At 47.4% G+C, this 20290-nt stretch carries 17 protein-coding genes; 11 read left to right on the top strand and 6 right to left on the bottom strand.

The genetic code is table 11. The features are described from left to right. Positions 1–3 precede the first annotated feature (3 nt). The 6 genes from QUB56_RS16310 to QUB56_RS16285 all read left to right on the top strand — a co-directional run bounded on the left by QUB56_RS16310 (position 4) and on the right by QUB56_RS16285 (position 9436). Entirely contained in the window at positions 4–348 is a 345-nt protein-coding gene (locus QUB56_RS16310) for a 2Fe-2S iron-sulfur cluster binding domain-containing protein (protein ID WP_332956524.1), read from the top strand. A 115-nt stretch (positions 349–463) separates the two neighbouring features. After that, on the top strand, positions 464–1795 hold the full coding sequence (locus QUB56_RS16305) for a CmpA/NrtA family ABC transporter substrate-binding protein (RefSeq protein WP_332956469.1): 1332 nt from the start codon (positions 464–466) through the stop codon (positions 1793–1795). A 182-nt stretch (positions 1796–1977) separates the two neighbouring features. Then, positions 1978–2847 carry a nitrate ABC transporter permease gene (gene ntrB, locus QUB56_RS16300; protein ID WP_332956468.1) on the top strand — a complete coding sequence of 290 codons (870 nt, stop codon included), beginning with the start codon at positions 1978–1980 and terminating at the stop codon, positions 2845–2847. A gap of 209 nt (positions 2848–3056) precedes the next feature. Then, a complete protein-coding gene (locus QUB56_RS16295) occupies positions 3057–5081 on the top strand; it encodes a nitrate ABC transporter ATP-binding protein (protein ID WP_332956467.1) in 2025 nt (674 codons plus the stop codon). A 104-nt stretch (positions 5082–5185) separates the two neighbouring features. After that, positions 5186–6865, top strand: coding sequence for a nitrate ABC transporter ATP-binding protein (locus QUB56_RS16290; RefSeq protein WP_332956466.1), 1680 nt, complete (start codon positions 5186–5188; stop codon positions 6863–6865). A gap of 375 nt (positions 6866–7240) precedes the next feature. After that, positions 7241–9436 carry a nitrate reductase gene (locus QUB56_RS16285; protein ID WP_332956465.1) on the top strand — a complete coding sequence of 732 codons (2196 nt, stop codon included), beginning with the start codon at positions 7241–7243 and terminating at the stop codon, positions 9434–9436. Here QUB56_RS16285 and QUB56_RS16280 read toward each other — a convergent pair. Beyond that, the gene (locus QUB56_RS16280) at positions 9426–9698 is read right to left on the bottom strand and encodes a hypothetical protein (RefSeq protein ID WP_332956464.1); all 273 of its coding nucleotides are present in this window, start codon (positions 9696–9698) and stop codon (positions 9426–9428) included. The two genes, QUB56_RS16285 and QUB56_RS16280, sit on opposite strands and share 11 nt — an antisense overlap. 335 nt (positions 9699–10033) lie before the next feature. Between QUB56_RS16280 and QUB56_RS16275 the strand changes: the two genes are divergently transcribed. After that, positions 10034–10345, top strand: coding sequence for an RNA recognition motif domain-containing protein (locus QUB56_RS16275; protein WP_332948676.1), 312 nt, complete (start codon positions 10034–10036; stop codon positions 10343–10345). A gap of 591 nt (positions 10346–10936) precedes the next feature. Then, on the top strand, positions 10937–11407 hold the full coding sequence (locus QUB56_RS16270; RefSeq protein ID WP_332956463.1) for a phosphate-starvation-inducible PsiE family protein: 471 nt from the start codon (positions 10937–10939) through the stop codon (positions 11405–11407). 187 nt (positions 11408–11594) lie between these two features. Here QUB56_RS16270 and rimM read toward each other — a convergent pair whose 3' ends face one another. The 3 genes from rimM to QUB56_RS16255 form a co-directional block, all read right to left on the bottom strand. Continuing rightward, positions 11595–12236 carry a ribosome maturation factor RimM gene (rimM, locus tag QUB56_RS16265; protein ID WP_332956461.1) on the bottom strand — a complete coding sequence of 214 codons (642 nt, stop codon included), beginning with the start codon at positions 12234–12236 and terminating at the stop codon, positions 11595–11597. Positions 12237–12380: 144 nt separating this feature from the next. Further along, the gene (locus QUB56_RS16260) at positions 12381–13013 is read right to left on the bottom strand and encodes a response regulator transcription factor (RefSeq protein WP_332956459.1); all 633 of its coding nucleotides are present in this window, start codon (positions 13011–13013) and stop codon (positions 12381–12383) included. A 102-nt stretch (positions 13014–13115) separates the two neighbouring features. Further along, positions 13116–14369, bottom strand: a complete 1254-nt coding sequence (locus QUB56_RS16255) for a molybdopterin-binding protein (RefSeq protein ID WP_332956457.1) — start codon at positions 14367–14369, stop codon at positions 13116–13118. A gap of 117 nt (positions 14370–14486) precedes the next feature. Here QUB56_RS16255 and QUB56_RS16250 point away from each other — a divergent pair, with 117 nt between their 5' ends. From QUB56_RS16250 to cobO, 3 genes are all read left to right on the top strand, one after another. Then, positions 14487–15104 carry a hypothetical protein gene (locus tag QUB56_RS16250; RefSeq protein ID WP_332956456.1) on the top strand — a complete coding sequence of 206 codons (618 nt, stop codon included), beginning with the start codon at positions 14487–14489 and terminating at the stop codon, positions 15102–15104. A 165-nt stretch (positions 15105–15269) separates the two neighbouring features. Further along, positions 15270–15848 carry a Uma2 family endonuclease gene (locus tag QUB56_RS16245; RefSeq protein ID WP_332956455.1) on the top strand — a complete coding sequence of 193 codons (579 nt, stop codon included), beginning with the start codon at positions 15270–15272 and terminating at the stop codon, positions 15846–15848. A 59-nt stretch (positions 15849–15907) separates the two neighbouring features. Beyond that, complete coding sequence (gene cobO / locus QUB56_RS16240; RefSeq protein ID WP_332956454.1) at positions 15908–16531, top strand: cob(I)yrinic acid a,c-diamide adenosyltransferase; 624 nt, start codon at positions 15908–15910, stop codon at positions 16529–16531. Between the two features lie 578 nt (positions 16532–17109). Here cobO and QUB56_RS16235 read toward each other — a convergent pair. Both QUB56_RS16235 and QUB56_RS16230 read right to left on the bottom strand, forming a co-directional pair. Continuing rightward, positions 17110–19782, bottom strand: coding sequence for a CHASE4 domain-containing protein (locus QUB56_RS16235; RefSeq protein WP_332956453.1), 2673 nt, complete (start codon positions 19780–19782; stop codon positions 17110–17112). Further along, positions 19743–20240, bottom strand: a complete 498-nt coding sequence (locus QUB56_RS16230; RefSeq protein ID WP_332956523.1) for a hypothetical protein — start codon at positions 20238–20240, stop codon at positions 19743–19745. The genes QUB56_RS16235 and QUB56_RS16230 overlap by 40 nt, the downstream gene beginning before the upstream one ends. Positions 20241–20290 lie beyond the last annotated feature (50 nt).

Raw genomic sequence — 20290 nt, 5'->3', positions numbered from 1 at the left:
CAGATGACAGGGGATGTAGCTGTGCTGCAGCGGCAACTGCAATTGACGGTTGATGAGGGCGAAATGACAGCCCAGGCACCCAAACCTCAGACATCTACTGTCATTTTCGCTCGATCGGGCAAAGAAGTTGCTTGCAGCGAAGATGAGTACATTCTCGATGTTGCCGAACGGGCCGGGGTCGAACTTGACAGCAATTGCCGGTCGGGAAGCTGTGGGACTTGCAAGCAAAAACTCCTAGAAGGCCAAACAGTCTACGACAGCCAACCTGACGCGGCCCGAGACTTAGAACCAGGGTTCATTTTAGCTTGCAGCGCGCGGGCGATCGGTAGAGTGTCGGTCGACGCCTAATCTCACAATGTGAGTTCCGAGACTGCCAAACAGAATTCTGTAATTGCGAAGGTCGCGAATCAATCTCACATCTGAACATTTCCACCATCTCAAGTACAACCACAATTCAAGACAAATGAGCAACCTTTCCAGAAGAAAATTCATCATCACCGCCGGAGTAACAGCAGCCGGCACCCTTCTCGCCCACGGTTGCAGTTCCGGTTCCACCACATCTAACGGAGGTGCCACCCCCGCAGCCGGCGGCGCATCACCCAGCGCCGCCCCAGCAGTCAACATCAACCCCGCCGACGCTCCAGAAGTTACCGCAGCCAAACTCGGATTCATCGCCCTCACCGACGCAGCACCCTTAATCATCGCCCAAGAAAAAGGGTTATTTGCCAAGTACGGCATGAAAGACGTACAAGTTACCAAACAAGCATCTTGGCCAGTTACTCGCGACAACTTAGAACTCGGTTCCGACAAAGGCGGCATTGACGGAGCCCACATTTTATCCCCGATGCCTTACCACATGACATTAGGCACTATTACCAAAGGCAATCAGCCAGTGCCGATGAACATTTTGGCGCGGTTAAATACTAACGGTCAGGCAATTTCGCTCAGCAAAAAATACCTAGATTTAAAAGTAGGTACAGACAGCGCACCCCTGAAAGCAGCTTTTGGCCAAAACCTTCCTGTTGCTATAACTTTTCCCGGCGGTACCCACGACTTGTGGATGCGCTACTGGCTAGCAGCCGGCGGTATTAATCCAGATACAGATGTTTCCGTGATTCCCATACCGCCGCCCCAAATGGTAGCGAACATGAAATCTGGCAGCATGGAAGCCTTTTGCGTCGGCGAACCCTGGAATGCTCAGCTAGTTACTCAAAAGGTAGGATACACCGCCTTAGTAACTGGAGAACTTTGGAAAGACCACCCAGAAAAAGCTTTAGCTTTAAGAGGAGATTGGGTCGAGAAAAACCCCAAAGCTGCTAAAGCAATTACAATGGCCGTACTGGAAGCCCAGCAGTGGTGCGACAAGGCAGAAAATCACGATGAGATGTGCAAAATCATTTCTCAGGATAAGTGGTTAAAAGTTCCAGTAGCAGATATTATCGGTCGCTCCAAAGGTCAAATTGACTACGGTACCGGCCGCATTGAAGCTGCCAGCCCAGTGGCGATGAAATTCTGGGCGGATAATGCTTCTTATCCCTACAAGAGTCACGATGCTTGGTTCTTAACTGAAAATATTCGCTGGGGTTATATCCCGGCAACTACCGACATCAAAGCCACGGTTGATAAAGTTAACCGCGAAGATATTTGGAAAGCAGCAGCGACAGCACTTAGCGTCCCCGCAGCCCAAATTCCTGCTACAACTTCTCGCGGTGTCGAAACCTTCTTTAACGGCGTGAAGTTTGACCCAGAAAAACCCGAAGAATATCTGAAGGGTCTGGTAATCAAAAAAGCATAATTAGTCAACTGTTGACAGTTGACAGTTGACTGCTGACAGTTGACTGCTGACAGTTGACCAACCCCTAAAAGTGATGGGTTGGGCGGAGTGAAACTGAGGGTTCGTTCCCGGGACAAAACCTGCTGAACTCTGTTAAAAGAATCTACAAATAATCGATTATTCACAATACGGCAAAAAGAAAAATGGCAACAAACCTCGCTGTTTCTAAAAGCAAAAATCCAGTAAATTTTGTTCTGGATCTGGTTCAAAAAAACCGCCGAAAAATTATCCGCCCGTTGGTAGCAATTACAGTTCTGCTGATAATCTGGCAAATCCTCTGCCACAGTCCAGAGTCCAGCTTGCCGGGACCAATCAAAGCTGTCCAAGAAACCTGGGAGCTGATTATCAATCCTTTCTTCGACAACGGCGGTACAGACAAAGGCTTGTTCTGGCAAATTTTGGCTAGCTTGCAGCGGGTGGCGATCGGCTTTACTTTGGCAGCAGTTCTCGGCATCAGTTTGGGAATCCTCATCGGCACAAACTCCTTAATGTTCGATGCTTTAGACCCGCTGTTTCAAGTATTCAGAACTATCCCGCCCCTGGCTTGGCTGCCGATCGCCCTGGGTGTATTTCAACAGTTCAATCCCTTTGAAGGCATGGGGATGAAAGCTAACGAAGTTTCTGCTCTTTTCGTAATCTTAATTACAGCAATTTGGCCGATTCTAATTAACACCACAGTAGGGGTTCAACAAATACCCCAAGACTACAGAAACGTCGCCCGCGTATTGCGCCTTCCCAACCAAAAATACTTCTGGAAAATCCTGCTCCCCTCTTCAGTTCCTTACATCTTCACTGGCTTGAGAATTGGCATCGGTTTGTCTTGGCTGGCGATCGTAGCTGCGGAAATGTTAGTCGGCGGCGTCGGCATCGGCTTCTTCATCTGGGACGCTTACAACAGTTCTCGACTCAGTGCAGTGATTCTAGCAGTGCTTTATGTAGGAATCGTCGGTTTGATTTTAGACAGAATCGTTGGTTTCATTGCTTCCAAAGTTGTTCCTGAAGAACAAAAATAGAATTTGGGCATAGGGCATAGGGCATGGGGAATGGGGAATGGGGAATGGGGAATGGGGCATAGGGCATGGGGAATGGTTGCCAACTGCAAACTGCTAGAAATTAGTTGTAAATTAATGCCCAATGCCCAATGCCCAATGCCCAATGCCCAATGCCCAATGCCCAATTAATAATCAGCATCATACAAATTACAAACTAACCTAAAATTACCATGTCAGTATTTGTTGAAGTAGACCACGTTGACCGCGTATTTAACTTGCCGAATGGAGAGCAATACATCGCTCTTAAAAATATCGAACTGAAAATTAAAAAGGGAGAATTCATCACCTTAATCGGACACTCGGGGTGCGGCAAATCTACACTGCTAAATATCATCGCCGGCCTCGACAATGCAAGTCAGGGCGGCATTACTTTAGAAGGGCGCGAAGTCCGCGATCCAGGGCCGGACAGAATGGTGGTGTTTCAAAATTACTCGCTGCTACCTTGGCTGACTGTGCGCGAAAATATTGCCCTAGCAGTAGATGAAATTTACAGCGGTAACTCGAAAGAAGATCGCGAGTTGGTGATCGAATACCACATTAAATTGGTCGGACTCGGACAAGCCGCCCACAAACGCCCGGGCGAAATTTCTGGGGGGATGAAACAAAGAGTTGCGATCGCCCGCGCCCTGGCAATTCGCCCGAAATTGCTGCTGCTAGACGAACCGTTCGGCGCCCTCGATGCCTTAACTCGCGGCGGTTTGCAAGACCAGTTGATGAAAATTTGCGAGGAAAGCAAAGTCACCAGCGTGATGGTAACTCACGACGTGGACGAAGCTTTATTGCTGAGCGATCGCATTGTGATGCTAACCAACGGCCCGGAAGCGCAAATCGGGCAAATCCTCGAAGTGAACATTCCCCGCCCCCGCAAGCGCATGGAAGTTGTCAACCATCCGAGTTACTACGCGCTGCGCAACGAAATGGTTTACTTCCTCAACCAGCAAAAGCGGGTCAAACAGCGCAAGGCCAAACAACAACCGCCTGCGATCGCCCGCAACGGCTTGGAAAAAATCAACCTCGACATCGGCTTTATTCCCCTCACCGATTGCGCGCCCTTAGTTGTAGCCAAAGAAAAAGGGTTTTTCAAAGCCCACGGCTTGGAAGAAGTTTCCCTCAGCCGCGAACCTAGCTGGAAAGCGATCGCCAAAGGAGTCGCCGAAGGACGGCTGGACGCGGCGCAAATGGTCGCAGGGATGCCGCTTGCCATGCTGTTGGGCATGGACGATCAAGTCCCTGTGCCGGTCTGTAGCGCCATGACGCTGTCTCGCAACGGCAATTCGATTATTTTCAGCAAAGACCTTTACAAACAAGGCATTCGGACATTAGAGGACTTCAAAGGTGCGATCGCCAAGACTCCGGATAAAGTTCACACCTTGGGCATGGTACACTCCGCCTCCATGCACAATCTGCTGTTCCGCTACTGGCTGGCCGCTAGCGGCATCGACCCCGACAGCGACGTGGCCTTGACCGTGATTCCGCCCCCGCAGATGGTAGCGAATTTAAAAGCAGGCAACATTGACGGCTACTGTTCGGGCGACCCCTGGAACTCCCACGCAGTCAACAGCGGTACGGGTTTTGTCATGGTCCGTTCCCTCGACCTTCTGCCCGGACACATCGAAAAAGTTCTCGGTGTTACTGAAGATTGGGCTCAGAAATATCCTCAAACCCACCTCGCCCTCGTCAAAGCGCTTTTGGAAGCCTGCGACTACTGCGACGACCGCCGCAACCGCGAAGAAGTCCTAGGATTGATTAGCCAAGAACAATACATCGGCGCCGATCCCAAAGACATCCGTCCGGGGTTCATCGACCCGTACAACTCCGGTACGGGGGCAGAACCCGAAATGCTCTACAACTTCAACCAGTTTCACGTTGACAAAACCAATGCTCCAGACCGCCTGCAAATGGTGTGGGTGATGGCGCAGATGGCTCGCTGGGGACTGATCCCGTTCCCGAAAAACTGGGTGGAAGTGGTCGATCGAGTTTTGCGGCCCGATGTTTTCGGTCAAGCAGTGCGCGAATTGGGTTTGCCGGATATTGCCAGAGATAGCCGGACGATCGAGCTATTTGACGGCACTGTGTTTAATCTAGACGACCCGGTCCAGTATCTTCAAAATGTCAAAATCAAGCGCAACGTGCGCATTGAAGAAATCTTAATTGAACAAATAGGCAGTCAGTGTTCCATCAAACTGATAGCATAACCAGCAAATAGGAAGAGGGAATGAGGAGCAAGAAATCAGGAAACAAGACTCCACATTTCCCGATTTCTAACTCCTTAATTTCAAATTATCAATCCAAATTGGTCATGTCTAATTCATCAACCCACAATCCAAATCCTGAAAATATGCAAACAATCAAAACCCCCGAAACAACAAAAATTGAGACGCCAAAGCAAGAGTTTCTTACTATTAAAGACGTATCGAAAGTCTACGAAACTCCCAAAGGCCCTTACGTCGTTCTCGACGGTGTAAACCTGACTATTAATGAAGGCGAATTTATTTGTTTGATCGGTCACTCGGGCTGCGGCAAATCAACTTTGCTGAATATGATCGCGGGATTCAACGGGCCGACAAACGGAGAAGTGGCTTTGGAAGGTTCGCGGATTACTGAACCAGGCCCCGATCGCATGGTGGTGTTTCAAAACTACTCGCTGCTACCGTGGATGACTGCTACTGAAAACATTCACCTCGGCGTGGAAAATGTTTACCCGTCCAAGTCTGCAGACGAACATAATACGATCGTCAAGGAACACTTGGAATTAGTCGGGCTGACGGAAGCTTGTAACAAAAGACCGGGCCAATTGTCCGGGGGGATGAAACAGCGCGTGGCGATCGCCCGAGCTCTGGCAACTCGCCCCAAACTGTTGATTTTGGACGAACCTTTCGGAGCTCTAGACCCGATTACCCGGGAAGAGTTGCAGGAAGAATTGCTGAAAATTTGGCGGAAGGAAAAAATTACCGTCATTATGATTACTCACGATATTGATGAGGCTTTGTTTTTGGCCGATCGCATCGTGATGATGACCAACGGGCCAGCAGCTTCCATCGGCGAAGATATGCACGTTCCGTTCAGCCGTCCCCGCAACCGGGCGCGGATTATGGAAGACCCGAAATACTACGAACTTCGCAACTTTGCTTTGGAGTTCCTGTTTTCTCGCTACGCGCACCACGAAGAGGATGAAGCAACGGACTCGGAGACAGAAGCCGTCGCCCTACCGATGCCATTACCTGCTAGTAAGAAAAAGTCTGCAGTTGCGGAGACTGCTAATAGGCCGATCGCCCCTGCGCCCTTTATGCATCACGCTGCCGAAGTCCCCGAAGCCTCGCCGATCAAACTCGGCATCCTATCAGTCTCGTGGTTGGTAGCAATGGCTGCTTTAGCAGCAGTCAATATGTCTGCTTCCAGCCAGCTAAAGCAAGCGAAACTAGGAGAAACTGCACCGCAGGCGACGACTGCGGCGGCGGTTGTGACTTCTCCCCCCAGCCCGCAAATTGCAGCAAGTTCGATCGCGCCGAATCCTAGCCCTGCACCCACCGCTGCTGCAAGTCCTGCACCCATCGCTGCTGCAAGCCCTGCACCCACCGCTGCGGCAAGTCCTGCACCCATCGCTGCGGCAAGTCCTGCACCCATCGCTGCTAACACCGCCACCGCGCCCAATGCAGCCACGAGTGCCACCTCAGGGATTTCTGACCAAGCCGAACTCGATGCGATCGGACAGCAGTTGTATGCACAAATCGACAAAAATTGGAGTACAACTCCGACATTTACCGAAAGTTTGACTTATCGGGTCAAAGTCAAAGAAAACGGCGATATCCTACAGTTCGACCCCACAAATCAAGCAGCTAAAGATTTCGTCAAAGAAACTCCTCTGCCGATTTTGCAAACTCCTGCAGGTGCCACAGCAGCCAATGAAAAAACTGCTGAATTCCAAGTAACTTTTAGCCCCACAAACGGCGGCGTATTAGAAGTTAAAACAGGGAAGTAGGCGACATAATACTCCCGCACTAAATCTCAGATTGCTATAAACAATTAGGTCAAAAGTAGTACAGGTACGCTGTTTTAGCCCTGCCCAGATTCCTCATAGCTCCCCATAGGTGGGGCTGACAAGATTTAGGTATCGAGTACCTCTGTTAGAGGGAGATTTAGGAACAGCGACAAGCTGGCTACAAGCGAGAGCGATCGCGAGTTTTAGGAAGAGAGCGGTTAATGGGAAGTCAGGGTATTGTCCGTTGCTGTGAAGCATTTTTGCGGTAAGTTAGTAATTATTGAGATGTTATTGGCAGGAGCCCTCAGTTCCGACTATAATGACAAATTACGAATTACCCATTAGCTTTCAAAAATTAGCATCTAAAATCACCAGATGGAAACTATAAAAACTCTTTGCCCTTACTGCGGTGTAGGTTGCGGTCTAGAAGTTGTTCCAGACAAAAAACAAAGTTGGAAAGTTCGGGGCGATCGCACTCACCCATCTAGTCAAGGCATGGTTTGTATTAAGGGAGCAACCGTAGCAGAGTCCATTCGGAGCGATCGGCTACTTTATCCGATGATGCGAGATACACTCGACCAACCCTTCCGCCGCGCTAGCTGGGACGAAGCTCTCGACGCAATTGTTAACCGCATCCAAACAATTCGCAGCACCAGCGGCCCCGATGCTTTGTGCGTTTACGGTTCGGGTCAATTCGTTACAGAAGATTATTATGTTGCCCAGAAACTAATTAAAGGTTGTCTGGGTACTAATAATTTTGATGCTAATTCTCGCTTGTGTATGTCTTCAGCAGTCTCAGGATACGTTCAAAGCTTTGGTTCGGACGGACCCCCTTGCTGTTACGACGATTTAGAATTAACAGATTGCGCTTTTGTTATCGGCAGCAATGCAGCGGAATGCCATCCAATTGTATTTAACCGATTAGCAAAATACCACAAAAAGCATCCGAATGTCAAGATGATTGTGGTAGATCCGAGGCGGACTCCGACTGCAGAAGCGGCAGATTTGCACTTAGCAATTAAACCTGGTACGGATATAGATTTGCTCAACGGAATTGCATACTTGCTGTTAGGCAGGCAAGCAATAGATCCTGAGTTTATTCAAGAATGCACGGCTAATTTTTCAGATTTTACTGAGGTTATTAGCAGCTACACGCCGGAGTTTGTAGCCTCGCGCTGCGGCATTACTGTCAGCGATTTAGAAACGGCGGCCAACTACTGGGAACAGTCGCAGCGGGTTTTGTCGCTGTGGTCGATGGGGATGAATCAGTCATCGGAAGGCACGGCAAAGGTGCGATCGCTGATTAATTTGCACTTGATGACCGGTCAAATCGGCAAACCGGGATGCGGCCCGTTTTCCCTCACCGGCCAGCCAAACGCGATGGGAGGCAGGGAAGCGGGAGGACTTTCTCACTTGCTCCCCGGCTACCGATTTGTGAAAAATGCTGAACACAGAACCCAAGTCGAGGAGTTTTGGGGACTCGCACCGGGAAGCATTTCCCCGAATCCGGGCCGCACAGCTTGGGACATGATTGTGGGCTTGGAAACTGGCGATGTCGAGTTGCTGTGGATTGCAGCTACCAATCCGGTGGTAAGTATGCCGGATTTGGAACGCACTAAAGCCGCTTTGCTGCGATCGCCCTTTACTATTTATCAAGAAGCTTACTATCCCACTGAAACCTCCCCCTACGCTCACATCCTGCTGCCGGCAACGCAGTGGAGCGAAAAAACCGGAGTAATGACCAATTCCGAACGCCGCGTTACCTTTTGTCCCGGTTTCGACACTCCCTCCGGGGAAGCCCGCGACGACTGGAGCATTTTCGCTGAAGTCGGCCGCCGGTTGGGTTTTGCCCAACACTTTGCTTTCGACAGCGTTGCTGACGTATACAAAGAGTACGTGCAGTTGACGCAGGGCCAGCCTTGCGACATCACAGGCCTCAGCCACGAATATTTGCGCACAGAAGGCCCCCAGCAGTGGCCTTGCCCAGAAAATCAGCCTCCGCATCCAGCCCCTGAAGCGAAACGGCTATATACTGACAGGCGTTTTCACACTCCTGACGCGCGGGCAAGATTTTCGGCCTATCACTCCCGGGGACTGGCAGAACCTCCCGATCCGAATTATCCGTTTGTGTTGACGACAGGCAGACTTTACGGACACTGGCACACTATGACGCGGACGGGTAGAACAGAGAAAATTAATCAATTGCACCCCGATCCGTTTTTGGAAATTCATCCCCGCGATGCTGCCAAATTGCAGATAAAGGAGGGGGATTTGCTGGAAGTTCGATCGCGCCGCGGCAAGGCGCAGTTTCCGGCAAAAGTCACAAAGGCGATCGCCCCGGGTACGCTATTTGTACCGATGCACTGGGGTTCTCTGTGGGCCGAAGGTGCTGAAGCCAATGCCATGACTCATTCTGCAAGCTGTCCAGATTCCAAACAGCCCGAGTTAAAAGCTTGTGCGGTGCAGTTGGTGCTGGTTGGGGCAGAAAATGCAGCAGAAGCTGGATCAGAAGTTCCCGCAGAAGTTGGGGAATTTAATTGGCCAAAATCCAGCCTTGCCGTCACTTCTTGATGCCGTCCCACAATGGGATGTTACAACTCACCGCAGAACGAGCGAGAAGCCCCAGGCGATCGACATGGGGAGGAACGGATTGACGTTCGGCGAGTGCCAGCAGTCGAAGGATTTGAGATTTACTCCACAAATGAATCTGGACTCTTGAACAAGAGTCTAAAATTTTGATCTCTCCACGACGAGTGTCGGGGGCTTGTATCCGTTTTTCGGGTAACAACCTCTCTCGATCGAGCAATTTTGAGCCCGGAGGCACCCTACACATAAATCTCAAATCCCCAATCCCCAATCTCAAACCTAAAATCTTTATGCCATGAATGGGCCTACAAGCTGCGTTTCCCCGGCCGGGCCCGGGAACAAGGAAAATTAAATTTATTTATGCTGAGTTTTTCCTTCTTGATGAGGGGTTTTTCCTTCCGGAGAATGTCTTCTGGCGAATGCTTTCTGCCTTCTTCTTAATTAATCGAGTCAGACAATTGCAGTTTGCACCTGTATGTGCTATCATGTTTTTACAAGGCTTTATTTTCGGCAGTACAGTTCGTTCGATCGGCGTTCCTCCGGATTTAAATCTCTACACCCTCTGATTCTGGAGAATGTTCAATGTCAATCTATGTCGGCAATTTATCCTACGAAGTAACGCAGGAGCACCTCAACCAAACTTTTGGAGAGTACGGAACAGTAAAGCGCGTTCAGTTGCCTGCTGACCGGGAAACAGGTCGGATGCGGGGCTTCGCTTTTGTAGAAATGTCTACAGAAGCCGAAGAAGCCGCAGCCATTGAGGCTCTTGACGGTGCTGAGTGGATGGGTCGCGACCTCAAGGTCAATAAGGCAAAACCCCGCGAAGAACGTGGTTCTTCTAACAGCGGTAACTGGGGTAACAACGATCGCGGTGGCAATTCTCGTCGCTACTAAACCACCCGAGCTAAATTTTTAGCTATCTTATATATTGCGTGGGAGCAAGCTGGGAGTCAACAATCATTCTCTGTTGAGAATAGATAGTTAGTTCAGCGGTCGCACCGCGCCTTAAAATCCTCAAAATATTGCTAGACAATAGGTTGAGGCTTTTTTATGGCAAAAATTATTAATCAAGAGTTCGATCGCGCGCGATCGATTCCTAGCTGATATCATTTCCGGTTACACCGGAATGATGTTGAGTGTTCACTGTCAACAGTGAACACTCAACTCGAATTTACTATTCCGATGCTAACGGATTTGATATGATATCATGTCCGGTCGATCGACCGCGATTTTTGTAGGGGAGGGTTCGCCAACAATACCTGCCAACAATCTCCCATCTCAAAAACCCGCCCCGACCGGGATCTTATGGTTAATCGATCGGACATGATATGACACGAAAAACCATAAAATCACAGGCCCAGAGAGTCCCCTTCCCCAGGGCCCGGATGGCGCCGTGACACCAGGCAATCACAGAGTAGAGTTTAGCGCTTGCCAAGTGTACCGAACAATGACAGAATCATTAAGAATGAAGACTAAATCACCGGTATGCTGAAAAAAATATTTAGGCAAATTTCTAAGTTAGGGAATGAGGAAAATTTTCTGCATTTTACAGAAAGTGTAGAAGCAATAATATCGAAAGTTTTATCACTGGCGATGATTTTGGTAATTATCGTCAGCGTTTGCGATTTGCTGATTTTTTTAGCAAAAGAATTGGTAAACCACAGTGATAATTTGTTAAAAGACACGTTGTTTGTCATATTTGGGTTATTTTTAAATGTTTTAATTGCTCTGGAAATATTGGAAAATATTACAGCTTATCTGAAAAAGCACGTAATTCAAGTAGAGCTAGTTATTGTAACTTCTTTGATAGCCGTATCTCGAAAAATCATCATTCTTGACCTGGAAAAGAAAACCGCAGCCGACTTGATTGGTTTGGCGACTGCAATTTTCGCGCTTTCCATCAGTTACTTGATAGTGCGGTTGACAAATAGAGGAAACAGTAATAGTGGGCATTAGGAATTGGGGATTGGGAAGTGTTCATAACTAATATCATGTCCGGTCGATCGACCGGACATGATACAGCATATTCCATGTAAATGTAGTACAAAAAACCGGGTTTCGAGCAACAGAATCAGTGGAGATGCGAGAACTGTAAAGAAACCCGGTTTCTGTGGTGTACCTCATAAACGTGGAATATACTGTATTATTCCAACAAACCAGGAGGAGGCAAAATTTCAATTCTGCCTTGTTCTAAGTCCACAATTGGGACAATCTCTTCCACAAAAGGAATCAATATTTTTGTGGATTTAGGCTGTTTAACGCGGGTTTTCCGTGGGGGGCGGGTATTTCTGGGGTCAGCGTTGGCTTTGGGAGTTTCAGGCTGTTTTGGCTTTTTTAATTCTGCGACGACAGTTTCCGGCGCTGTTAGATTCGTTTCTACTTCTAAAAGGTCGTTACCTGCAGGAATAATATCACTTACCTTGCCTAAGATTTCCCCAGTTAACTGGTTAAAAACTTCCATACCGATCAAATCTTGGACGTAAAACTCATCAGGTTCGAGGTAAGGTCGATCGGTCTTTTCAACAAACAACTTACAGCCCCGCAGCGCCTCAGCACCATCGCGGTCTTCCACACCCTCTACCTCTACAGCATACAGTCCTTTACCCGGAATGTAGCGACCGCCCAAAAACTCGATCGGTTCCGGTTCACTTTTGTTAGGGCGCAAAATCCACCGCTTCCCCGGTTCGATAAACCTTTCCGGGAAATCCGAATCGGGATAGACTCGCACTTCCCCATCCAAACCTTGAGCTGCTACAATTTTACCGATTTCTATCCACTCAGACATAAAATTTTTGGGAATTAGGAATTGACAATTGGCAATTGGGCATTGGGAAGAAAAGCATCTTCGCAGAAAAGCATGGGTAGCAAACAACAAATAACTACTGATAACTACTGACTACTGACTACTGACTACTGACTACTGAGTTCTTTACACCAATCCAGTTCTCAGCGCTACAACTGCAGCTTGCACGCGGTCATCCACTGCCAACTTGTTCATAATACCGCGAACGTGAGTTTTAATAGTATTTGGACTCAAGTAAAGCGCCGCTGCTATCTCCGGATTGCTGTTACCTTCCACCATTAATCTTAACACCTCCAATTCCCGCTGCGACAACTGCCCAAAAGTAGTTGTAGAGGCAGGTATGGGGGGTTTGAGGTGTTCGATGACAGTCCGGGCAATTTGAGGGTCAAGATATGTAGCCCCCTCTGCTGCGGCTGCAATCGCTGCTAACAGCCTGTCTATGGAAGCACCTTTAATGCAATAAGCATCCGCACCGCTAGAAAGGGCAGCAATAATTTCAGTTTCTGCCGTGTGAGAAGTTAACATTACTACTCGAACTTCTGGCAGTTGTGTTTTAATTTGCTGCGTCGCTGCTATGCCGTCCAGCCGCGGCAAACCGATATCCATTACAATAATATCAGGTTTGAGTTTCAGTGCCGCTGCTACGCCTAAATAGCCATCTTCTGCTTGTCCTACTATTTCTATTTCTGGGGAATCAGCTAAAACTTGCTCTAATCCCAGTTGCATCATCGGGTCATCTTCAACAATTAAAATTTTCATAAGAGGAAGGAAGAAGGAAGAAGGAAGATTACTTAGTTGTTAATATTTTACATGAATTTCTACCGAACTAATGACTAATGACTAATGATTAATGACTAATGACTAATGACTAACTTTTAAAACTTCAACGAATTCGCCCGGTCCAATCCAGGTTTCCGATGCGGGCAAAACTGCTAAACCACTCGTATTCGCGAGGTTAATTAAATTCGCTGAATTTTGGGTGCCGCTAGCAGGTTCAAATTCCCAGACTCCGGCAACTAAATGCAGTTTACCCCAAACATAAGTTTCGCGCCGACCGTGCGATCGCAATTGGGCATGACACCGAACCCGCACAAACTCCGGCCCCCAAGCATCCGGGCCAAGCCCAGAAATCTTTCTCAAAGCAGGCACAACAAACCGCCAACAGCAGACTAAAGCCGAAACCGGATTTCCCGGCAAACCAAAATAGAGACAATCCGAATTTTTTTCACCTCGTTTAAACCCAGCAACCGTTAAAGGTTTCCCCGGCTTAATCGCCACAGAACTAATGTGAACTTTTCCTCCCAAATCAGCCAAAGTTTTCTCGACATAATCGTAGTCTCCTACCGAGACGCCCCCCGTAGAAAGCACCACATCCGCCATCGCAACAGCCCGGGATATCGCCTTATTTAAGGCATCTTCATTATCAGGAACAATCCCCAATCGAATCGGTTCAAACCCCATTTGCGCCAACAAAACTGTCAAAGCATACTGATTCGAGTCTACCAGTTTCCCCGGTGCCAAAGGTTCATCAGGCGATACCAATTCGTCACCAGTAGAAAAAATTGCCACCCGCAGCCGCCGATAAACGGGAACTTGAATGCACTGTGCAGTTGCTAACACCGCCATTTCTGGGGCATTGATAACTGTACCGGGAGTTAACAAAGTTGTTCCTGCTTGATAAAAAGCGCCTTTGTTCCTGACAAATGCTTGCGGTTTTTCAGGAGAAACTAAGATAAAAATGCGATCGCCCTCTCGCCTAGTTTCTTCCTGCATTACCACCGTATCAGCACCCGCTGGCATCATAGCACCCGTAAAAATTCGCGCCGCTTGCCCCGATTGCACCGTACTTTTAGGCCGATATCCCGCTGGAATCTCCTCAACAACTTCGAGTACCGCTGGTTTTTCGGCGCTACAATTTTCAACATCAGCAAACCGCACCGCGTACCCATCCATTGCTGAATTATCCCAATAAGGAAAATCGAGAGAACCAGTGACAGGTGCCGCCAAAATGCGCCCCGATGCTGCCAGCAAGTCTACAGTTTCTACATCCCGCTGACTGTCGAGGGGTTGTGCCAAATTTAGAAGGATCGATTCTGCTTCTTTCACTGACAGCATGACTGTCTCCTTGTTTTGATTACACTCTTGATTAAGTTTAGCAAAATATCCAGAGATAGTGGTGATATAATTTTTTTGTATTGGGGCAGTCAACCTAATTTGTGATATTAATTGCTTGTGACTATTTCTCGCTTTGTTTTTAGACTAAATTCTTTATCCTTCTTCCTAGTGGCGCTGCTGATAATTTTCACTCAACTTTCCGGCTTAAAAGTCAGCGATTTATTCTTTCACCCTTATTTTTCCCCCAATCCCAATATCGCCTTGTTAACTCGGACTTTCCAGATTTTATGTTCTGTACCAGTCATTGTTTGTACTTTCACCTATAAATTAGCTCTAACTATTCAACCGCGCAATTCACAAAATCGATTTATTCTGTTTTCAGCTTTGTTAACAGGTGGATTTTTACTAAATGAAATTTACCGAATTCATATATATATGGTAGCGCTGGGAATCCCCAAGCTAGGAGTAAGTCTTTTGTACGCCGTTGTTTTGTCATCCTACGGATGGTTTTTTCGGCGAGAACTAAAGTTTACTCCCTACCAAATATTGTTAGCTGGTTTGGGCTTGTTGTTTTTTGCGATCGGCGTGGATTCCCTGCATTTGAAAAACAAGATATTCTCCAGTTTACTAGAGGGAGTACCTAAATTGTTTAGCGAAATCAACATTGCGTTTTATTATTGGTATGTCTGTAAGTGTTTCCTACAAAAAGCTTTTTATAAAAATATTGAGAGCTAGTTATCAGTAGATGATATAATGATATCACCAGTGCCTCCCAAAAACTACAACTCAAATCCTCCTTCCTTCATCAATAATATTTACAGCATCGGCATCGCTCGGCATTGATCCGCATTCACATACATTATGTGGCTTAAAAATCCCAACGCATCCTGATAAAATACCATGATAGCAGTTACCATCAACTTCAACTCGATCGCCCAAATAACCGACGACCAATTTTATCAACTGTGTCGCGAAAACCCCGATGTCAAATTTGAACGCAACGCCAAAGGAGAAATAATCATCATGCCACCTACCGGAGGAGAAACAGGAAATTACAATTTTGAAATAGCTACTGATTTGGGAATTTGGAACCGACAAACCAAACTGGGAATTTGTTTCGATTCTTCAACTTGCTTCAAACTGCCCAGCGGTGCAAATCGTTCTCCCGATGTCTCTTGGATAAAAAAGGAAAGATGGGACGCACTTACTCCGGAACAAAAACAAAAATTTCCTCCCATCGCCCCAGATTTTGTCTTGGAATTAATGTCGCCCACCGATAGTTTAAAAGATACCCAAGACAAAATGCAAGAATACATGAACAACCAAGTAAAACTAGGTTGGTTAATCAACCGCAAAACCCGCCGAGTCGAAATCTATCGCCAAGGACAAGAAGTAGAAATAGTGGAATCTCCCGCAGAACTTTCAGGAGAAGATGTTTTGCCCGGTTTCGTGCTAAACTTGCAGCTAGTCTGGCAATAACTAAAAAGTCTGCATTCATCAGCGTCTATTGGCGTTCATCTGCGGTTAAAAAAAATCTAATGGAAACGAAAGAAACCACTTCCCTAACAGCCGAACAGCACAAACATAAAATGCAGCGCCGCCAAGAAGTACAGGCGCAGCGAATCGCTAACTCCTCAAAAGAAAAAGGTTTAATTATAGTCAATACGGGTAACGGGAAAGGCAAAACTACAGCCGCTTTGGGAATGGTTGTGCGATCGCTCGGTCACGGATACCGCGTCGCCATAGTACAATTTATCAAAGGCGCCTGGGAACCCGCAGAGAAAGCCGTTTTTCAACTCTGGGAAAAACAGCTAGAATTTCACGCAATGGGAGAAGGCTTTACCTGGGACACGCAAGACCGCGATCGAGATATTGAAACAGCTCAAAAAGCCTGGGATAAAGCTCTAACTTTTATCTGCAATCCCGAATTTAAATTAGTGCTGTTAGATGAAGTCAATATAGCATTAAAACTAGGTTATTTGCAAGTCGAGCAAGTGCTCTCCGGCTTAGAACAAAAACCCGAAGAAACCCACATTATTTTAACAGGCAGAGGCGCACCGCCAGCGCTAATTGAACGGGCAGACTTGGTGACAGAAATGACATTAGTTAAGCATCCATTCCGAGAACAAGGCATTAAAGCTCAGCCAGGTATTGAGTATTAATATTGTTTTTACCAAACTGACCAAGAATTTCTTGATGGTACAAGCCCCCGGATTTATCCGTGGAATCAATCCCTTTTCGAAAATCGAAAATCCTCAAGCCCCCGAATTTATCCGTGGGGTCAATCTAAAATCTAAAATCTAAAATCTAAAATCGATTGACGCACTCCGACAAAGAAACCGGGTTTTTTACCGAATCTGCGGGTCACAACGCGTCTTTTTGTCCATCCAACCCGGTTTCTGAACCCCCCGTTTAGGACTATTTTATTCACGACGAAGAGTCAGAAGGGGTGCATCCCAATTTTGTAGGGTATATTTGCAAAAATGGGATGCTGCCTCCCCAATTGGCTTAAAGTTGATTGGGAGAGGATTGATATCATGTCCGATGATTGACCAGAATATCCCGGCCGGGCGGGTTTTTGAGATGGTCAATTGTTGGCAGATATTGTTGGTGAACGCGCCCCTACCTGAGGTCGGGTAATGGACCGGACATGATATGAAGCCCTCACTAAAAGCCCGTATTCATATTGTTTGTAATCAGGAGTTTTTCCCCAATCTAAAATCTTAAATTTAAAATAGATCTATGCTGGCAATATTAAAGTAAAAGTTGACCCCTTGCCAAACTCACTATTCACCGTAATTTCTCCCCCCAGCATCTGAGAGTATTTCTGCGCTATTGCCAAACCCAAACCCGTACCTCCGTACTTGCGGGTAGTCGAAGCATCCGCTTGCGTAAAAGGTTGAAATAACTTTTGTAGCTGTTCAGGAGTTATGCCAATCCCCGTATCAGTACACTTAAAAATTAACTGTTCAAAATCCCCACTATTTTCGTTATTTTTAATTCTTTCAACGCTGAGTGTAATTGTCCCTTTATCAGTAAACTTAGCTGCATTGCTGAGCAAATTAAACAAAATTTGAGTTAACTTAATTTGATCGGAATACAAATTGCCAATATTATTAGGACACTCAACATTCAGGCGATTGCTGTTTCGCACAAATAGCGGTTTAACAGTTCTCGCTACATTTTGAACTACCTCGGACACGTCAAAAGCTTCTAATTCAAGTTCCGCGTGACCGGCTTCAATCTTTGACAAGTCGAGAATATCATTAATTAAGCTTAGTAAAAGCTGACCTGCATTGTGAATTCTCTCCAAATCCGACACAAAAATTTCTTCGCCCAAATCTAAAGCCTCTTCTTGCAAAATCTCGCTGTAACCGATAATCGCATTCAGAGGAGTTCGCAGTTCGTGGCTCATGTTGGCCAAAAATTGACTTTTAGCCAAACTAGCTGCTTCTGCTGCTTCCTTTGCCTTGTACATTTCTGCCTCGGCTTGCAAGCGGCAGGTCACGTCGTGAGCCAGCACTAATTCAGCCTTTCTGCTATCAAATATCAGGGCATAAGAAGTAATTTCTACATCAATAATTGTTCCGTCTTTTTTCAGGTGCTGCCACACACCTGCAAACTCAATACCGACATCTACTTGGGATATATTTTCTACCAATTTCGGCACATCTTGGCGGGGACGAATGTCGGCAATGGTCATGTTGAGAAATTCGTCGCGAGTGTAGCCGTAGTGTTGGACAGCAGCCTGATTGACGGCTATAAATTTGAGAGTTTCTAAATCGTAAACCCACATCGGATGGGGGTTATTTTTAAACAAAAGTCTGTAGCGTTCTTCCGAGGCTCGCAGTTCGGCTTCAGCTTGCTTGCGCTCGGTAATGTCGCGGACCACAGTGCAAATAATCTCGCGGCCGCCGTAGGAAATCACGCTCCCGCTGACTTCCACGTCCACGCAGGAACCGTCTCGGCGGCGGTAGAGAACTTCGCCAATTCTGAATTGTTTGTCCATCAACAGCAACTCGATATTGTCGTCAATTAGGTCTTTAGAGTAAGCGATGATATCGTAAATAGTCAGTTGCGAAATCGCCTCAAGACTGTAATCGAGCAAGTTTCTAAAGGCTGTATTGGCTTCCAAAAGGCGTTTGGTTTGAGCGTCCCACAGGAAAATGCAATCTGTAGCTTGCTCGACTACGGCTTGGTAGCGGGCTTTTTCCTCAAGTTGTTCGCTTTCGGCGACCGCGATCGCCGAAAGCATTCCGTTGATAGTATGGGCAAGGTCTGATAACTCGTCTTCGCCCGTCACCGGCAGTCGCACCGAGAGGTCTTGGCTGCTGCTGATGTAGTTCACTGCTTTCGCCAAACCGCTCAACGGAGATAGCACCAGACCCTCTAGCAGCAGCAGAGTGCAGCCGACCAACCCAATTGCCGCTAACACTACAGACACCAGCAGGTACAGCAAACTGATCTGACCTTGCCGATATATTTCTCTGGGGATATCCACCCGCAATAGCAGCGCAGGTTGGTTGTAAATATCGCGGATCAGAGCGTAACCCGCCATCGATTCTTCGCTTAAAGGACGCACCAAAATCGGTTTTTTTTCCGACAGTTTCTCCCGCGCTTTCTGAAAGTCTGCAGGCAACCGAGGCTCATTAACGCTGTGTACTATCAGCGGCAAGCGAGTAATTTTAGAAAGCTTCGCAATGCCCGCAGCATCCAAATTGCGCCCGAATACCAGCGTGCCTCGGATCGGGCCGGTGCTTTTAGTCGTGAGAATTGGCCGGGAAGTAATCAGTATCGGCCCTGAGGGCAGCAGCATGATACCAGCGAGGCTGCTGTTGGGGTTGCGGTGCTGCAACAGCGGGTCACTGAGAGAAATGTGCCGTTTTAATGCTTCTGGAACAGGCGTTAGTTTCAGCTTTTCGCTGTCTAAACCCGTACCGTAAACTATTTTGCCAGAAGTATTGACAAATACGGCTATATTAACTCTCAAATTAGCCAGCCCTTCTGGAACTAAATTGGAGGCAATGAATTCTGAGTTGCGGTTTTGGACGAAAGCGTAGGTGTCGTCCCAGGCCGACCAGTCGGCAAAGCGCGAGTTGAAGTCGTCGGCTGTTTGCCCGAACACGCTGAGCACTCCCTTGACGACCTGTGTGGCTTCTTGTTCTTCTGCTTTAATAAGGCTGCCTAAAAGGATGCTTGAGGAGGCGGCATACAGAATGCCAGTCAGTCCAGCGATGGTAATGCCAACGATAGATAGTGTTTTCCGACGCAGTTTCATCTTGCCGTATGTGTGGTGTCCGTCCGAAATTCTCAACTCAGGAGAAATTTTACTGATGTTCCCTGAACCCTGACTGCTGGGGCTGCGACTGTCGGCTACTTTTCCCACACCTGCTGTTGGTGAGCTTCCTTGCAAATACCCAAGATGCGACGATCGTTCTCGCTGACGGCGGAAATTCGGTAATACTGTTGCAGGTTTACGGAGTAGGGAGAGCGACTGCCGTCGTAACTGTCCACTACTATTAAATTTAACTGAGTTCGATCGCTTGTGCCGTAAAAACAGTAAAAAGCAGACCGAGGCAGGTAATAAGCGCCTACCACCTTACTCTGGCGCATTTCAAATACAAAATATTCTTGTTTAATTTCATCTGGCTTGCTCGACTCGCCGTAGAGGTAAATGCCATCTGCTAAACCTGTGCTAGCTGTATCTGGCGCAGGATTTGGGGGAGATTGCGACCTGAAAACTCCGGATGTGATGTCCGGATCCTGTGCCCGGTGTGCGGGGAATGCGATGCTGAAGTTACCGGGCAAGAGAGCAAGCACGATCGCGATCGATTCTAAACTTCCTGTCAATATCAAATAAGTCAAAACCACTTCAGACCCCAAAATTTAAAATAGCTGCCTCGAAGCACCTCTTGTACCAG

It is taken from the genome of Microcoleus sp. AR_TQ3_B6, assembly GCF_036702785.1.
GTDB lineage: Bacteria > Cyanobacteriota > Cyanobacteriia > Cyanobacteriales > Microcoleaceae > Microcoleus.
Note: the sequence above shows the minus strand (reverse complement) of the source record. Positions and strands in the feature narration are given on the sequence as shown.

What these genes read in the sequence shown, in the direction of transcription:
- QUB56_RS16245 (WP_332956455.1), top strand. Translation starts at nt 15,270, where the DNA reads ATGATAGCAGTTACCATCAACTTCAACTCGATCGCCCAAATAACCGAC.
- QUB56_RS16280 (WP_332956464.1), bottom strand. Translation starts at nt 9,698, where the DNA reads ATGTGTAGGGTGCCTCCGGGCTCAAAATTGCTCGATCGAGAGAGGTTG.
- QUB56_RS16270 (WP_332956463.1), top strand. Translation starts at nt 10,937, where the DNA reads ATGCTGAAAAAAATATTTAGGCAAATTTCTAAGTTAGGGAATGAGGAA.
- QUB56_RS16295 (WP_332956467.1), top strand. Translation starts at nt 3,057, where the DNA reads ATGTCAGTATTTGTTGAAGTAGACCACGTTGACCGCGTATTTAACTTG.
- ntrB (WP_332956468.1), top strand. Translation starts at nt 1,978, where the DNA reads ATGGCAACAAACCTCGCTGTTTCTAAAAGCAAAAATCCAGTAAATTTT.
- QUB56_RS16290 (WP_332956466.1), top strand. Translation starts at nt 5,186, where the DNA reads ATGTCTAATTCATCAACCCACAATCCAAATCCTGAAAATATGCAAACA.
- rimM (WP_332956461.1), bottom strand. Translation starts at nt 12,236, where the DNA reads ATGTCTGAGTGGATAGAAATCGGTAAAATTGTAGCAGCTCAAGGTTTG.
- cobO (WP_332956454.1), top strand. Translation starts at nt 15,908, where the DNA reads ATGGAAACGAAAGAAACCACTTCCCTAACAGCCGAACAGCACAAACAT.
- QUB56_RS16255 (WP_332956457.1), bottom strand. Translation starts at nt 14,369, where the DNA reads ATGCTGTCAGTGAAAGAAGCAGAATCGATCCTTCTAAATTTGGCACAA.
- QUB56_RS16260 (WP_332956459.1), bottom strand. Translation starts at nt 13,013, where the DNA reads ATGAAAATTTTAATTGTTGAAGATGACCCGATGATGCAACTGGGATTA.
- QUB56_RS16275 (WP_332948676.1), top strand. Translation starts at nt 10,034, where the DNA reads ATGTCAATCTATGTCGGCAATTTATCCTACGAAGTAACGCAGGAGCAC.
- QUB56_RS16305 (WP_332956469.1), top strand. Translation starts at nt 464, where the DNA reads ATGAGCAACCTTTCCAGAAGAAAATTCATCATCACCGCCGGAGTAACA.
- QUB56_RS16310 (WP_332956524.1), top strand. Translation starts at nt 4, where the DNA reads ATGACAGGGGATGTAGCTGTGCTGCAGCGGCAACTGCAATTGACGGTT.
- QUB56_RS16285 (WP_332956465.1), top strand. Translation starts at nt 7,241, where the DNA reads ATGGAAACTATAAAAACTCTTTGCCCTTACTGCGGTGTAGGTTGCGGT.